Annotated in this window: 13 protein-coding genes; 3 read left to right on the forward strand and 10 right to left on the reverse strand. The window is 59.1% G+C overall.

Features of this window, described 5'->3' with window-relative positions; all coding sequences use genetic code 11:
- Positions 1–156 precede the first annotated feature (156 nt).
- From E1958_RS09845 to cysG, 10 genes are all read right to left on the reverse strand, one after another.
- Positions 157–774: a pseudaminic acid biosynthesis-associated methylase gene (locus E1958_RS09845; protein ID WP_133511735.1), complete on the reverse strand. Its 618-nt coding sequence runs from the start codon at positions 772–774 to the stop codon at positions 157–159.
- Positions 775–1,085: 311 nt separating this feature from the next.
- The gene (locus tag E1958_RS21995) at positions 1,086–1,250 is read right to left on the reverse strand and encodes a cytidylyltransferase domain-containing protein (protein ID WP_424945074.1); all 165 of its coding nucleotides are present in this window, start codon (positions 1,248–1,250) and stop codon (positions 1,086–1,088) included.
- A gap of 19 nt (positions 1,251–1,269) precedes the next feature.
- Complete coding sequence (gene pseC, locus E1958_RS09855) at positions 1,270–2,427, reverse strand: UDP-4-amino-4,6-dideoxy-N-acetyl-beta-L-altrosamine transaminase (RefSeq protein ID WP_133511736.1); 1,158 nt, start codon at positions 2,425–2,427, stop codon at positions 1,270–1,272.
- 321 nt (positions 2,428–2,748) lie between these two features.
- Positions 2,749–3,990: a lipopolysaccharide biosynthesis protein gene (locus E1958_RS09860; RefSeq protein ID WP_133511737.1), complete on the reverse strand. Its 1,242-nt coding sequence runs from the start codon at positions 3,988–3,990 to the stop codon at positions 2,749–2,751.
- A gap of 246 nt (positions 3,991–4,236) precedes the next feature.
- Positions 4,237–5,241: a UDP-N-acetylglucosamine 4,6-dehydratase (inverting) gene (gene pseB / locus E1958_RS09865; RefSeq protein ID WP_133511738.1), complete on the reverse strand. Its 1,005-nt coding sequence runs from the start codon at positions 5,239–5,241 to the stop codon at positions 4,237–4,239.
- Positions 5,242–5,434: 193 nt separating this feature from the next.
- Positions 5,435–6,553, reverse strand: a complete 1,119-nt coding sequence (locus tag E1958_RS09870; RefSeq protein WP_133511739.1) for an Rpn family recombination-promoting nuclease/putative transposase — start codon at positions 6,551–6,553, stop codon at positions 5,435–5,437.
- A gap of 1 nt (position 6,554) precedes the next feature.
- Complete coding sequence (wecC, locus tag E1958_RS09875; RefSeq protein ID WP_133511740.1) at positions 6,555–7,817, reverse strand: UDP-N-acetyl-D-mannosamine dehydrogenase; 1,263 nt, start codon at positions 7,815–7,817, stop codon at positions 6,555–6,557.
- Positions 7,810–8,964 carry a non-hydrolyzing UDP-N-acetylglucosamine 2-epimerase gene (gene wecB, locus E1958_RS09880; protein WP_133511741.1) on the reverse strand — a complete coding sequence of 385 codons (1,155 nt, stop codon included), beginning with the start codon at positions 8,962–8,964 and terminating at the stop codon, positions 7,810–7,812. The genes wecC and wecB overlap by 8 nt, the downstream gene beginning before the upstream one ends.
- Before the next feature lie 37 nt (positions 8,965–9,001).
- Positions 9,002–10,396 (reverse strand): undecaprenyl-phosphate glucose phosphotransferase, encoded by a 1,395-nt coding sequence (locus E1958_RS09885; protein ID WP_133511742.1) that lies wholly within the window; start codon positions 10,394–10,396, stop codon positions 9,002–9,004.
- A gap of 177 nt (positions 10,397–10,573) precedes the next feature.
- Positions 10,574–12,004: a siroheme synthase CysG gene (cysG, locus tag E1958_RS09890; protein WP_133511770.1), complete on the reverse strand. Its 1,431-nt coding sequence runs from the start codon at positions 12,002–12,004 to the stop codon at positions 10,574–10,576.
- A 185-nt stretch (positions 12,005–12,189) separates the two neighbouring features.
- On the opposite strand from cysG, the gene E1958_RS09895 reads away from it, so the two are divergent.
- The 3 genes from E1958_RS09895 to dsrE2 all read left to right on the forward strand — a co-directional run bounded on the left by E1958_RS09895 (position 12,190) and on the right by dsrE2 (position 13,415).
- Positions 12,190–12,516 carry a rhodanese-like domain-containing protein gene (locus tag E1958_RS09895; protein WP_089727041.1) on the forward strand — a complete coding sequence of 109 codons (327 nt, stop codon included), beginning with the start codon at positions 12,190–12,192 and terminating at the stop codon, positions 12,514–12,516.
- A 136-nt stretch (positions 12,517–12,652) separates the two neighbouring features.
- Positions 12,653–12,883, forward strand: a complete 231-nt coding sequence (locus E1958_RS09900) for a sulfurtransferase TusA family protein (protein WP_089727040.1) — start codon at positions 12,653–12,655, stop codon at positions 12,881–12,883.
- 52 nt (positions 12,884–12,935) lie between these two features.
- Entirely contained in the window at positions 12,936–13,415 is a 480-nt protein-coding gene (gene dsrE2 / locus E1958_RS09905; protein ID WP_089727038.1) for a sulfur carrier protein DsrE2, read from the forward strand.
- The last annotated feature ends 228 nt before the right edge of the window (positions 13,416–13,643 follow it).

A 13,643-nucleotide genomic window follows, 5' to 3' on the forward strand; every position in this document is an offset into this window, starting at 1 on the left:
GGCAGAACTATTTTTGTGCAGCGCACAAACTTGACTCGTTTGTAAAGATGCAGGTCCCTCAAAGAATCCTAGAAACAACATTACCGTTCAGCGACAACCTCCTGACTTTTATTCATGGCCACCTTGAAAAATTCAAGGTGCCCTTAAGTCTATCCGCTAACGTTTCTCCATCAGAAACCAAGACACATCGTCTTGCGGGAAAACCGGATCACGCCGATAAACGAAGCCATAGTCGATGAGTCGGAGATCGGAGAATCGGTCGAGCAACTCCCCTGCAAAATCGCGTTTAAAGAGTGTGTCTGTATGGCCTTGATGGGGGATCGTCACCGGCTTCGGATTGTAGTACTCCGCAACCAATACATATTTGCCGCTCGATGCGTAGAGCTTATCGTAGGCAACTGAAAGTTTCTCTGGATTTATATGGATCAACACACCTTTCGTAAAGGCAAGATCCCAACACCGGTTCGGCTCGAATTCAAGGAGAGACTGTCGATAGACCCGGGTAACCTCGCCCCAACTCTCTAAAACGTCAGCCGCGGATTCGTTGATCTCGAGCGCGGAAAGCTCGGTGTCAGGAAGCAATGACCGAAGCGCGCGCAGGCAGAATCCGATGTTTGCTCCGAGCTCGATAACAGACTTAAGGGGACCAGTACGGCGCAGGATTCTGAGAAAAAAGGCCACGTTGTTGACTATTAGCCTTGAATCCATATTCCGCTTTGTGTATTCATCGCCGTAAGTCTTGGCCCAGAACTGCTCTTGAGTCGTGCTGTACATGGATTAGTTCCCCATTGGGCTTTATTGAGATACTTGCATCGGGAATGCCTTACGCCTGATTGTCAGGTCCCGTGCAACCCAATGCCATTAAGTTAAGCGCTGCCGGCAGCGTTTGTTGTTACTTGTCATTTCGAGCGCCTGTCTGCATGCAGGGACGCACAGGCAGGCAGCGAGAAATCTTGTGAATATGTGCCTGATTTTACGGTCCAGGATCTCTCCCTTCGGGTAACCGTTCAACTCTCTCTCGATCCTGATCCCGAAGAGAAGGGGGTTGAACGGTTACCCCTCTAGTCGAGATGACAGTCTCTAACTTAATGGTATTGCCGTGCAACCGAGGCGATTTCGGCGTCATCGGTTGGAACCGCTATGTGATCGAACAAGCGACTCTCCTGGGCCGCGGCGATGGAGTGGCAGACAATCGGCCTTCCGGCAAAGCATGGATGTTCTTTCGTGGGATGCGTTTGTTCCCTCCCCAGGCCGGGATTACCGCTATCCTCATCGTAAAGCCATCGAGATCGATTCGATCACGATATTCTGTTGTTCCTCGGTCATGGTCGGATAGAGCGGCAAACTAATGGCATTTACATAGAAGCGTTCGGCAACAGGAAAATCACCATGCTTGAAGCCAAGGTATCGGTAATAGGGCTGGGTGTGCACGGGGATGTAATGGACATTGACGCCAATCCCCTCTTGTCTGAGTCGATTGAACAGGACGCCACGCCCGAGGGGTGTGCGCTCCGGGTCCACCTGGATGACGTAGAGATGGCAAGCGGAGTAGGTGTCCGGATGCCGATGGGGCCGAACGAGCGGCAACTCGGAAAGGCGCGTATCGTAGCGTTCGGCGAGCTCCTGCCTCCGGCCCACATAAGTATCCAGGCGCTGCATCTGGCTGTAACCGAGTGCGGCCTGGATGTCGGTCATGCGGTAATTGAAGCCGAGCTCGAGCTGCTGGTAGTACCAGTGACCATCCGATTCGCCCTGCATCGCGCGCGGGTCACGGGTGATACCGTGGCTGCGTAGCCGGGTCATACGCACGGCGAGGTCCGCGTCCTTGGTGACCGCCACCCCCCCTTCGCCGGTGGTGATGATCTTTACGGGATGGAAGCTGAAGACGGTGATATCCGAGTACTTACAAGAGCCGACCGGCTCGTCACGATAGCGCCCGCCGATGGCGTGGGAGGCATCTTCCAGGATCTTGAAGCCATAGCGGTCGGCCAAGGCCCGGATGCCCACCATGTCGCAGGACTGTCCGGCGAAGTGCACCGGCACCAGGACCTTGGGCAGGGTGCCCCGAGTCTCCGCCTGGGCGAGCTTGGCGGCGAGTGCCTCGACACTCAGGTTATAGGTAAGCGGGTCAATATCGACGAAGTCGACCTGGGCGCCGCAGTAGCGTCCACAGTTGGCGGAGGCGACGAAGGTGATGGGCGAGGTCCAGAGCCGGTCGCCCGCTCCCAGCCCGAGCGCCAGGCAGGCGATGTGCAGGGCGGAGGTGGCGCTGTTAACCGCAATGCCGTGACTGGCGCCGCAGTACCCGGCGACAGCCTTCTCGAAGCGTTCAATCACGGGGCCCTGCGTGATGAAATCCGAACGGAGTACTGCGACGACAGCGGCGATGTCTCCTTCGGTAATATCGTGTCTGCCGTATGGGATCATTGGTTTGGCGGCGGCGGATCGGAAAGGGACTTCGGTGCCGGACCGAACGGAGTGGAATAATACCACTTCAAGCACCGTCAGATGTTGACATTCAGAAGGTCCGCACAGCAGACCCTACGCTAACCACTTGATCGACTGTAGCGGGGTATTGCGGCCATTCAACATGTAAAAACAGTCAGTTAGAGTTGAATGGCAACAGGATCTTGTACAGGATGCACAGGATGTCGGAGGGGGTTGAATGAGTCCAAAGATGCGGTTCGGCAAGCTCCCTCCAGGTTCCCTCCTCCGTCGGGACAAGCCTGCGTCGGGACAGACCTGGCCTCACCGCATCCTACGGGCTAAGTGTCGGTACCAAACGAGCTCGAGGCCGCCTATCCAGAGGAAACCAGCCAGTAACCCGTACGCCGGCGCGTAGAAGGGCGCGTGCGGGGCAACCAACACGGCCACCGCGGCAAAAACGAACAGCGCTGAAATATGCGCGAGTACGATTACGCGATCGGCCCCCCGGACGTAGAGGCTGTAGTGCGGGGCCATCCCGATCACATGGATCACGGCAACACTCAAGAGGACCCAAAGCAAGGGTAGGTGCTCGACATAGAGGGACCGCCCGGTCCACCGCAGGACGAACGGCGCCGATAGGGCAATCAGGATTGCAAGCCCGAGACTAAGCGCGATAGACGACCAAATCAGTTCCTTCATGAGGCGGCGATAAGCAAGCAGTTCCCCCCGGCGATAAGCGCCGACAATCCGCGGATACAGGAACGAGAACACCGCCGGATCCAGGAAGGCGACGATCGCCATCGCAATGCTCATATACAGCACGTAAACACCCAGCAAGTCCCTACCAACCAGAGCTTCGACTATATAGCGGTCAGCCGTAGTCATCACATTGCTACAGAGGGTCGCCGTCAGGAACAGAAGGGCCACACCGAAACCCCGCTTCAGCCAGGCATAATCCAAAGGCCAGCGTCGCCAGGGTGCCGCTTCTCTGATGACGGCCAGCATTCCGAGAGCGAACGCGAGCGCGGAGCCGAGCAGCCAGGCGAGAAAAATCGCGTCCAGCGTTCGCGCCCGCGGCAGGAGCCACATGATAGCCACCAGGGGCCAGACCCAGGCCCCCATACGGATGAAGAAGATCCAGCTCCCGATAATGGGCCGTCCCATGACGATGAGGAGTCGGTTGATTTCCTGGGCAAGGTGCTCGAAGACCAACAACAAGAAGAACCAGACGATCAGACTGCCGGGCAACAGATCAAACCGGAAGAGCAGCAGTTGGGTCGGCAGGAGGGCCAGGTAGAGCAATCCGGTGGCGATCGCTTGATGCTGGAGGACAAACGACCAACGCTGCCTATCCTCCGATAACAGCTCTCGCTGGGCATAGATGTAATAGTCCCCGCCGATGAGCAGCGTGCCGAACCTTACCGTAATTGCAAACAGGCCATACAGACCCAGTTCGGCCGGCTCCAGAAGCCTGGCCAGCACAAAGATCAAGACGAACTTGCTGCCCATAGCAAATCCGCGGAGCGCGACGTTGGCTACTCGAAGCGCGGCGGTGCTGAACATCTGTGTGCACCCTTGGCCTGAGGTAATAGGCACCGAGCCATCATTGTTCCCCGATAGCGGTTGGTCACTGTGGTCGGCGTCGACGGTTCGGCGGATGGGGTTGACTGACGTTGGGCGCTTGGGAACAGTTCGTCAACAAATTATCCACTTTTACGGATAACGCGGTGCCGGCGAGCCTGCGTCGGAAGGTCGGTAATCGGGTGCAGGGGCTTGTGGGTGGTGCCGGGCTGGATACATGGCGGTGCATCAGCCGACAGCGGCGATGCGATTAAGCTCCCGGATTTCTTCGACAGAGAGGAAGTGTTTATTGGTGCCGGAGTTGTACTCGAATCCTGGTATGACCGGCATTCCTGTCTCGCCGATCGCATTCACGTCGTATCCCTGGTTCCTATAGGCGAACTCGATCGTCGGTTGGATGATGTAGTGGTCGGCAAACTCCAGGGTCAGATGCGAGTCGTCGGCGGGACACATGACCTCGTGCAGCTTTTCGCCGGGACGGATCCCGATGATGCGGGTCGCTATTTCGGGCGCCATGGCCTGCGCCAGATCCATAATCCGGAGCGATGGGATCTTGGGCACGAAGATCTCTCCACCCTGCATCCGTTGGAAACTCTCCAGTACAAAGTCCACGCCTTGCCGGAGCGTGATCCAGAAACGGGTCATCCGTTCGTCGGTGATGGGCAGGGCTTCCGCCTGCCCGGCGATGAGCTTCTTGAAGAATGGAACGACCGAGCCGCGGGAGCCGACGACGTTGCCGTAGCGTACTACGGCGAAGGTCGTCTTGTGGCCACCGGCCATGTTGTTGGCGGCCACGAAGAGTTTATCGGATGCGAGCTTGGTGGCACCGTAGAGGTTGATGGGGGTCGCGGCCTTGTCCGTAGATAGCGCAATGACCTTCTCGACCCCGTTGACAAGGCAGGAGCGGATGAGTTTTTCAGCGCCGTAGACATTGGTCTTGATGCATTCGGTCGGGTTGTACTCGGCCGCCGGGACTTGCTTCAGGGCAGCGGCATGGATCACGTAGTCGACCCCGCGCGTTGCCTGCTCCAGGCGCTCATAGTCTCTGACGTCACCGATGAAGTAACGCATGCAGGGTGCGTTGAATTCCTGCCGCATCTCGAACTGCTTGAGCTCGTCGCGCGAGAAGACGATTAACCGGCGAGGGTCACAATGCTCCAGGACCGTTTTTGTGCACTGCCTGCCGAAGGATCCGGTGCCGCCGGTAATAAGAATCGACTTGTCGTTAAACACTCACTGCGCCCCTATCGTAGCTTGTCGTTACCAGTACACAATATCTTATACCCTAGTTGTCATGCTCCGGATGATTGCATAAGATTCAAGGTTAGGTCGCTCTTGTGCGGATAAAGGGTCAGGTCTTCCCTTTTGCTCCGCTCCCTGTCGCAAGCGTTTTCAATTAGGCTCATCGACTGCTTTTGAATGTCGGTTACGGGCGCCCGTCGCCGGCGGTTGGCGTGGACCGTGCCTGACGCAGGGCACGCAACCAAGCGGTGCTGTCGGGGCAGGCGAGGAGTGCATCGCCAAGATGCTGCAGCTGTAGAGGATCGACAATCGCTGCCAGGAGCGGCTCGGCCTGCGCGGCGATCGCGGGACCGAAGCGGTGGCGGGCTTGGCGGGCGAGTAGGTGGCGCGTCTCTTGGCGACCTTGCTCCAGACCCTGCTCCAGACCCTGCTCCAGACCCTGCTCCAGACCCTGCTCCAGACCCTGCTCCAGACCCTGCTCCAGACCTTGCTTCAAACCCTCGCGTTTCCATTGATCTGTCCAGCTTTCTACGCGATTGGACAACATGTCGTGTACCTCATGTAAATCGGTCAGTGACTCGAATTCTACGCCCGGAAGTCGCTTGGGAAGAAACACCCGGTTGAGCCAGACAGTAAAGGCCCGCCGCAGACCGGTTTGTTCCGGTGCTACGAGCCACTCGACCAAGGCATGGAGGATTGTCAGCACCTCCGCAGGTGTTCGGCTGGCTTCGAGGCGGAAGAGCGCAGCGCTTAGATTGCGCTGCGGCAGGTTGCCTTGCTCAGCGACACGCTGCTCGTCGATCAGGAAATACGCCTGTTGCGGCCGGTATTCGCCCAGCATGGGTGGCGCCGGTTCGATCAGGTCGTCGAGGGTCCCCGCGGCATTCCAGGGATCGGCTCCATTGTAGAGGACGATAGGGAATACCGGCGGCAGTAGACCGGCCTGACTCAGCTGCTGAGTGCGGATCAGGTCCTGGTAAAGAAGCCCGAGGTAGGTTTGGATACGCACCGCCATCCAGCGATCTATCGTGGATTGGAATTCAAGCAACAGATAGACATAGAGCCAATCCCGGCCCCAGCGCACGCGCCAGATGAGGTCGTCGGCGCGGTCGCGGAGGTCGTCGCTGATGTAGCTGCCATTGCATTTTTCCAGCGTGGCCAGGTCCAGCTCATTGATCCAGGTGCCCGGTATGAAACCTTGCAACAGGTCACTGACCATAGCGACGTGTGAATACAACAGCTTATAGCTGCTGTCGTGGACCGGGCCCCGGCCCGCTCGGGTGGATGTATTTTCCTTCGCCACTCTATTTCCACAATCCACAAGTATCAATCACGATTTTTTCCTGCAATGCCTGTCGGGATATCTTCCGGAATGCCGTGTGTGGGACGAGCCCGAGTACGATATTCGCCTCTGCCAATGCTTCCTTTGCACCGTAAAGCCGGACGCCGGCGTCGGCCAATGGTATCGGTAATGCCTCGATGTGGGGCTCGACGACGAGGATGCGTCCGTTCCTTTCCTGGGCCAGGCGTAGCGCGATCTCGATGGCTGGGCTCTCGCGCAGGTCGTCGATGTCGGCCTTGTAGGCGAGACCGAAGCAGGCGATGGTCGGGTGTCGGATGTGGGCGATCTCAGCACGTACCTTGGTGACCACGAACTCCGGCTGGGCGATATTGACCTCGCGGGCGGCGCGGATGAGCCGGCTTTGTTCTGGAACAGAGTGGATGATGAACCAGGGGTCTACGGCAATGCAGTGCCCACCGACGCCGGGTCCGGGGCGCAGGATCTCGACCCGGGGGTGATGGTTGGCCAGCCGGATCAGCTCCCGGACATCGATGCTCAGCTGACCGCAGATCCGGGACAGCTCGTTGGCCAGGGCGACATTGACGTCGCGGAAGGTATTCTCGGCGAGCTTGGTCAGCTCGGCGGTACGGCTGTCGGTGGTGAGGACCTTGCCGGCAACGAATTCGCGGTAGAAGTCCGCGGCAGCGGCGGTGGAGGTCGCATCGATACCGCCGACGATGCGATCATTGGCGACCAGTTCTTGGATGATACGTCCAGGCAGGACACGCTCGGGGCAATAAGCAACCCGGATGGTCTCGTGGGATTCGGCTTGGTGATGGGTGTGGCCAGCGATGGCGAGTTCCGGGCGTTCTTCCGCCAGCCAGTGGGCGACCCGCTCGGTGGTGCCGACCGGACTGGTAGACTCCAGGATCACCAGGTTGCCCGGCACCAGCTGGGGGACAACGGCCCGCGTGGCGGCCTCCACGTACCCAAGGTCGGGCTCATGGTCGTCCTTGAACGGCGTGGGGACGGCAAGGATGAAGATGTCCGCCGCGACGGGTTGAGTAGCGGCCTTGAAGCGCCCGCTCCGCACCGCGGATTCGACCAGGCGCTCGAGCTCGGGCTCGTGAATGTGGATACGCCCGGTGTTGACAGTCTCGACTACCGCGGGATTGACGTCGACCCCGTGAACCTCAAAGCCTTTGCTGGCTAGGAAACCTGCGGTGGGTAGGCCGATGTAGCCGAGTCCCATAACGCAAATCTTGCGGCCTTGTGGGTCACGCATAACGGACCCTCAGGGTGGCTGCGATACGGGCCGCGGCGTGTCCATCGCCGTACGGGTTGTGGGCGTGGGACATGGCGCGATAGGCGTGTTCGTCGTCGAGCAGCCTGGTGGCCTCGGCCACGATGGCGGCGGCATCGGTGCCGACCAGACGGGCGGTACCGGCTGCGATGGCTTCGGGACGCTCGGTCGTATCGCGCATGACCAGGACCGGCTTGCCGAGGGCGGGGGCTTCTTCCTGGATCCCGCCCGAGTCCGTGAGCAGGAGGTACGCGCGGTCCATGAGTGCGACGAACGGAAGATAGTCCAAGGGCGCTATGAGGTGGATATTGTCCACTCCACCCAGCAGGCGTCGGACGGGCTCTTGTACATTAGGATTCAGGTGAACCGGATAGAGGATCTGGATATCGGGCCTTTGGGCCAGGGTAGCCAGGGCCCGGCAGATGCGCTCGAAGCCGGCGCCGAAGTTTTCCCGCCGATGACCCGTAACCAGGATGAGTCGGCGGGCGGGATCGAGAAAGTCGAACGGAGCCTCTACCCGATGCCGGAGCACGGGATCGGTCCGCAGCCGTTGTACCACGTCCAGCAGGGCGTCGATGACGGTGTTTCCGGTGACGGTAATGCTGGTGTCCTTTACCCCTTCGCGCAGCAGATTAAGGCGTGCGCGCTCGGTGGGCGCAAAGTGTAGCTCGGCCAGCCTGCCAGTGAGGCGGCGGTTCATCTCTTCGGGCCAGGGGGCGTAGCGACTGCCGGTGCGCAGTCCGGCTTCCACATGGCCCACGGGAATGCGCTGATAGAAGGCAACCAGGGCTGCGGCCCAGGTGGTAGTGGTATCACCCTGCACCAGGACGAGATTGGGTTTGCAATCTTGCAAGACCGGACGCAGACCAAGCAGCACCTCGGCCGTAAGATCGGTAAGGGCCTGATCGGGCTGCATGAGATCTAAATCGTAATTCGGGCAGATGGCAAAGAGCTGGAGCACCTGATCGAGCATCTGCCGGTGTTGGGCCGTGACACAAACACGGCCGGTGATCACCTCCTCCGCTGCCAGCGCCTGAACTACAGGCGCCATTTTTATCGCCTCCGGGCGGGTGCCGATCACCATGAGGACCCGCGGACGGGTTGGTGCTTTCGGGCCGAGTTGTGTCATTCCCTTGAAATCCAAGTATTGGCGGTGCGGTGTCCAGTCAGTAGGCGGCCTTACCGGTGAACCCGTACAGCAGGGTCAGGAGCACGATCTTGAGATCCAGCCACAGCGACCAGTTGCGAATATACCAGAGATCATATTCGATGCGTTTTTCCATCTTGTAAAGGTCATCGGTTTCACCACGCCAGCCGTTGATCTGGGCCCACCCGGTGATCCCGGGCCGTACCTTGTGCCGCAGCATGTACCCTTTGATCTGCTTGCGGTAAAGCTTGTTGTGGGCAATTGCATGGGGGCGGGGACCGACGATGGACATGGTACCGAACAGGACATTGATGAGTTGGGGTAACTCATCCAGGGAGGTACGGCGAAGCAAGGCGCCGAGCTTGGTGATCCGGGGATCGTCTTTTCTGGCCTGCGGTATCTTGTCCTCATCCTCGCAGACGTGCATCGAGCGGAACTTCCAGACCTTGATCTCTTTCCCATTTATCCCATAGCGGCGCTGTTTGAACAACACAGGGCCTGGTGAGGAGAGCTTGATCGCGATGGTGATGAGTAGCATCGGAACCGCGGCGGCGAGCAGGAAGAGACTTGAGAGTACGACGTCCTGGATCCGTTTCACCCAACCCTCTACGCCCCAAAACGGGGTGTCATAGATGCTGACGAGCGGGATACCCTCCAAATTTGACCATTTGCCTTGAGCTAGACTCGAGGTGAAGTAGTCGGGAACCATATACACGGACAGGGTGCTGTCCGCGAGTCGATCGACAAGCTCGGCGATTTCAGCGCGTGCCATGGTGGGCAGGGCAATGTAGAGGATATCGAAGTCGCCGTTTTTTGCACCTTGGACGAGGCTGCCTAGCTTGCTGATCGTCGGCTCGGCGCTAGGGTCCATGGTGTCGGAAGCTGAACCATTCACACTGTCATCCCGGATATGCTCCACCAAGTTCAGACCCAGCCGGGGAGTTTGCGAGATGGTTGCCACGAGCTGCTCATAAAGCGCTCCGCTACCCCAAACGACCACATTGCTTTTCCGACCCTTATAACAAAAGACCCTCCTTCCGACGATCCGCCAGGTACTCAGCAGGAACGGCGTTGTAATCAGCCAGATGCCGATCGCGATGCGTGAATAAAAACTGCTGGATTTAAATCCATACGCCAGCAGCAGCAGGATAAAAAAGGTCCACATCCAAACGAGCAGGAGCTGAAAAAACTGGCGTGAGACGGTCTCTCCTCGCCAGGGACGATAGAGACCAACGACCTCAGCGACTAAAAAGAAGACAATAACGGCCACCAGTACGGCTATTGTGTAGCCTGGTCCCCAGAGTGGTCCGTGGAGCTTGATCGCGGCGACTAGGACGGCGGCGATGATCAGGGCATCAACGGCTTTAAAGCCCAAGATCAGTAAGTAATCGAAATGCGACGCTCTGGGATACATGAGGCGAGCAGATGCTAATGTCTTTATGGCTTCCGGATGGTTACTGTGAAAGTCGCTGTAATTACTCTCCCACCTCGATCTACAGGTTGTTGAAGTTTAGCACAGGTAACAAACCACACGCCCTTGGATTTTCATCTCGGTAAACGAGGCACCGCATAACCGGCTGTCAAACTTGAGTTAGCTTCCGGAGAGCGGGGGCGTGGTAGCACCCTGCTCCGAATACCGGGACTCTTGGAACCAATTCAGCTTCTCTCTCAGGCGCACGACCTCGCCGACGATGATCAGCGTCGGGGGCTGGGGCGGGTCTTGCGCTATGCGCTCGAGGATGGTGGACAGGGTGCCGGTGTAGACGCGCTGGTTGGGGGTCGTTCCCTGCTGTACCAGGGCGACAGGCATGTCCGGTGAGATGCCGGCTGCCGTCAGCTGCTCGACGATGACCGCGAGCCCCACCAATCCCATGTAGAACACCACCGTCTGGTTCGGCTGGGCGAGCTGTTGCCAGTTGAGGTCGATCGTGCCGTCCTTCAGGTGTCCGGCCACGAAGGTAACGGACTGGGCATAGTCGCGATGGGTGAGAGGGATGCCCGTGTAGGTGGCGCAGCCCGAGGCGGCCGTGATGCCGGGCACGACCTGGAAGGGGATCCGCTGCGCTGCCAGGGTATCGATCTCCTCGCCGCCGCGTCCGAAGATAAAGGGATCTCCGCCTTTCAGACGCACGACCCGGTGCCCCGCCTTGGCCAAATCCGCGAGCAGACGGTTGATTTCCTCCTGGCGCATGGTGTGGTTGTTGCGCTCCTTGCCCACGAATACCCGCTTGGCGTCCCGTCGTACCAGATCCAGGATCGGCTCGGCCACCAGCCGGTCGTATACCACCACATCCGCCTGCTGCATCAGACGCAGGGCGCGGAAGGTCAGCAGGTCGGGATCACCGGGACCGGCCCCCACCAGATAGACCTCGCCCATGTCCCCGCCGGGCTCGGCGACGGCAAGCTCGCGTTCCATGGCCGCGTCTGCCTCATCTAAGTGTCCGGAAAACACCCGCTCGGCCACGGCGCCCTGTAGCACCCGGTCCCAGAATCGACGGCGATCGCGCTGGTCCGCAAACCGGGCCTTGACCGCAGCGCGGTAGCGCCCACAGAGCGTCCCCAAGCGTCCGTAACCGGCGGGAATCAGCGATTCGAGGCGCGTGCGCAACAGGCGCGCGAGAACGGGTGAGGCGGTGGATGTGGAAACGGCCACCACCACGGGTGACCGGTCGACGATCGAGGGCATGATAAAGCTACATGCCGCGGGTTGATCCACCACATTCACCGGGATACCGTGCCGCTTGGCGATGTCGGCGATGTGTCGATTGACGCTGGGATCATCGGTGGCCGCGATGGCCAGAACGGCCCCGGCAAGATCGGCCTCCTCAAAGGGGCGTTGTAGGTGGGCGATGGCGCCGGTTGCCGCCAGCTTGCCGAGGTGCTCGTCGAGCTGGGGGGAAACCACCCGCACGGCGGCCCCCGCGCGCCGAAGACTGGCTATCTTGCGCACCGCCGTTTCCCCGCCGCCGACCACGAGGCAGGGTTTGTTTTTCACCTCGAGGAAGATGGGGAGCAGCTCCATGGTCTCGTCTTGGTTCGGATGTGCAGGTTTCGAGAAGACGCGAATCTGTGCCGGCTGCCATGCGCGTCGATGCGACTTGCGGGCCCGTCGGATCGGGGTTCTCCACCGGCTTGGCCCGGCGTTGAGGGGAACATTAAAACTCATTAATATATTGAATATCCTAACATACCGGCTAGGGGTCAAGTGTGGTCAAAGAAATCGACTCGGCAAGCTTGCAGCAGCGAATGGCCGCGGGAGCCGATGTCCATCTGATCGATATTCGGACCCCGGGAGAAATTGCCGGCGGTGTGATTCAAGATGCGGCGCTCATGCCGATGCATCTGATCCCGTCGCGGATGGGAGAGCTGCCGCAAGATAAGGAGGTCATCCTCTATTGCCGCAGCGGTGTCCGTTCCTACCACGCCTGCGCTTATCTCATGGAACAGGGATTTAACAACGTCACCAATCTGCGGGGCGGTATTATCGGTTGGGCCCGCGGCGGCTTCGAGGTGGTACGCCGGATGGCGGCGTGAGCGGCCAAGCATAAAATTTTCAACCTGAGCCACTGCCCGACGCCAACGCGGCTTGCCTTTTCCTGTGGTTTGGCGTAAATTAGAATTTCTGAGTTTTCTCATATTCTAACACACTGGAACAGTTGGAGATTTTGCTATGGCAGACTTTGATCAAGAGCTCGATGCAAGTGGCCTGAATTGTCCCTTGCCCATCTTGCGCGCGAAGAAGACCCTTTCGGGCATGGACGCCGGACAGATCCTGCACATCATCGCAACCGACCCGGGTTCCGTGAAGGATTTCGAGGCCTTCTCCAAACAGACCGGAAACGAGTTGTTGGAATCGAAGGAAGAGGGTGGTAAGTTCCACTTTCTGATCAAAAAGACGTGACCTGCGGGTTACCGGTCTATCAACCACTCACCAGGTTTTAACAGGAGCGCCAATGGACGAGAAGAAGCTGGCCATCATCGCCACTAAGGGGTCGTTGGATTGGGCCTATCCGCCCTTTATTCTCGCGTCTACCGCCGCGGCGCTGGGATATGAGACCCAAATCTTTTTTACCTTTTACGGGCTGCAGCTCCTCAAGAAGAAGCTGGCGTTGGAGGTAACCCCCCTCGGGAACCCAGGGATGCCCATGCCGATGGGCATGGACAAGTGGTTTCCGGTGCTGGGCATGACGCTGCCCGGCATGCAGGGCATGGTTACCTCCATGATGAAGCAGAAGATGAAGTCCAAGGGAGTGGCCAGCATCGAGGAGCTGCGCGAGCTCTGCATCGAGGCGGAGGTCAAGCTGATCGCCTGCCAGATGACCGTCGATCTCTTCGATATGGACCGCGCGGTATTCATCGACGGCATCGAGTATGCGGGCGCGGCGGCCTTCTTCGAGTTCGCCGGAGACAGTGACATCTGCCTCTATATCTGACCCGGCTGCAGGGCAGCGACGAATAGCGCCGCCTGGGGGCGGCGTTTTTTGTTAAAGAGAAATCCGATGACCGGCTCTGCCATCGAAATCGCCCCCCGCCAGCCGGCGAGGATCAGCTGTGTCCTGGATCGCCTGCGCCGCGCCGGTGGCGACCCCGATCGATCTTCCTAAGGATTGGTACTTTGTGATATAAAGTTTTTTTATTTGGGTATCTTGCGGAGCTTGTTC

This window comes from Candidatus Thiosymbion oneisti (genome assembly GCF_004359955.1).
Classification (GTDB): domain Bacteria; phylum Pseudomonadota; class Gammaproteobacteria; order Chromatiales; family Chromatiaceae; genus Thiosymbion; species Thiosymbion oneisti.

Coding starts and splice junctions, on each gene's coding strand:
- E1958_RS09900 (WP_089727040.1), top strand. CDS start 12,653: ATGGCAGACTTTGATCAAGAGCTCGATGCAAGTGGCCTGAATTGTCCC.
- dsrE2 (WP_089727038.1), top strand. CDS start 12,936: ATGGACGAGAAGAAGCTGGCCATCATCGCCACTAAGGGGTCGTTGGAT.
- wecB (WP_133511741.1), bottom strand. CDS start 8,964: ATGACACAACTCGGCCCGAAAGCACCAACCCGTCCGCGGGTCCTCATG.
- cysG (WP_133511770.1), bottom strand. CDS start 12,004: ATGGAGCTGCTCCCCATCTTCCTCGAGGTGAAAAACAAACCCTGCCTC.
- E1958_RS09860 (WP_133511737.1), bottom strand. CDS start 3,990: ATGTTCAGCACCGCCGCGCTTCGAGTAGCCAACGTCGCGCTCCGCGGA.
- E1958_RS09845 (WP_133511735.1), bottom strand. CDS start 774: ATGTACAGCACGACTCAAGAGCAGTTCTGGGCCAAGACTTACGGCGAT.
- pseC (WP_133511736.1), bottom strand. CDS start 2,427: ATGATCCCATACGGCAGACACGATATTACCGAAGGAGACATCGCCGCT.
- E1958_RS09885 (WP_133511742.1), bottom strand. CDS start 10,396: ATGTATCCCAGAGCGTCGCATTTCGATTACTTACTGATCTTGGGCTTT.
- wecC (WP_133511740.1), bottom strand. CDS start 7,817: ATGCGTGACCCACAAGGCCGCAAGATTTGCGTTATGGGACTCGGCTAC.